The following is an 882-nucleotide window of genomic DNA, read 5'->3' as shown; positions in this document are numbered from 1 at the left end:
CCAGGCGGTGGCGCTCGGGGACAGCGGCAGTGCCGGGCCTCTGCTGCGCCGGCTGCTGGACGAGCCGGACCTGGACCCGCGCCGGCGCGGGCGGGCGGCGCTGGCGCTGGCGCGGATCGCCGCCGACGGGGTGGACTCGCTGGCGAGCGCCGCGACGCTGACCGCGATCATCGCCGATCCGCGGCTGCCTGTGCCCGACCGGGGCGAGATCCGGCTGTCGCTGGGCTTCCTGATGGCCGTGCACGGCGGGGACCGGGCCGGTTTCGACCGGATCGAGGAGTCCCTGGAGGAGCTGGAGCAGCGCCCGGACCGGGCGGCCCGGGCGATGGTGGCGCTGGCCATGAACGAGCGCGACGGCGCCGGCGAGCGCGCCTGGCAGTGGCTGGAGCGGGCCGAGCGGGTCCTGGCGGCGAGCCCGGACGAGGAGGTGGCGGCGGCCGTACGGGCCACCCGGCTGACCTTCCTGGCCCGCGAGGGCGACCCGTCGGTGTGGGAGCGGCTGGAGGCGCTGCCGCGCAGCTCGGAGCGGCCGGAGATCGTCCGGCAGACCACCCGGGCGCTGTACAACGTGGGCGAGATCGCCGTCGAGCTGGGCCATGACCGGCGGGCCGCGCGGCTGTTGGAGGAGAGCCGGCGGCTGGCCCGGCAGGCGGCGATCCCGTACCTGGAGTGCTACAGCCGGATCGCGCTGGCGCGGCTGGACGGGCTGGCCGGGCGGTGGGAGGGGCTGGAGGAGCGGCTGGCGGCGCTGGGCGCCGAGTTCCCGGACCTCGCGATGGCCGGCATCGAGCAGGCGCTGCTGCTGGGCCGGCTGGCGGCGGCGCGCGGGCAGCTCGCGGTGGCGTACGCCCGGTTCGCGGAGGCGGAGCCGTACGGGGAGCG

1 pseudogene is annotated in these 882 nt (G+C 78.0%); it reads left to right on the top strand.

What is annotated here, in order from left to right:
- Nucleotides 1-882, top strand: a pseudogene (locus AE652_RS42265) (LuxR family transcriptional regulator); the annotation flags it as partial.

The organism is Kitasatospora sp. MY 5-36 (assembly GCF_001182915.1).
In the GTDB taxonomy this organism is placed as follows: Bacteria; Actinomycetota; Actinomycetes; order Streptomycetales; family Streptomycetaceae; genus Kitasatospora.
This window is presented reverse-complemented; position numbering and strand designations above follow the sequence as displayed.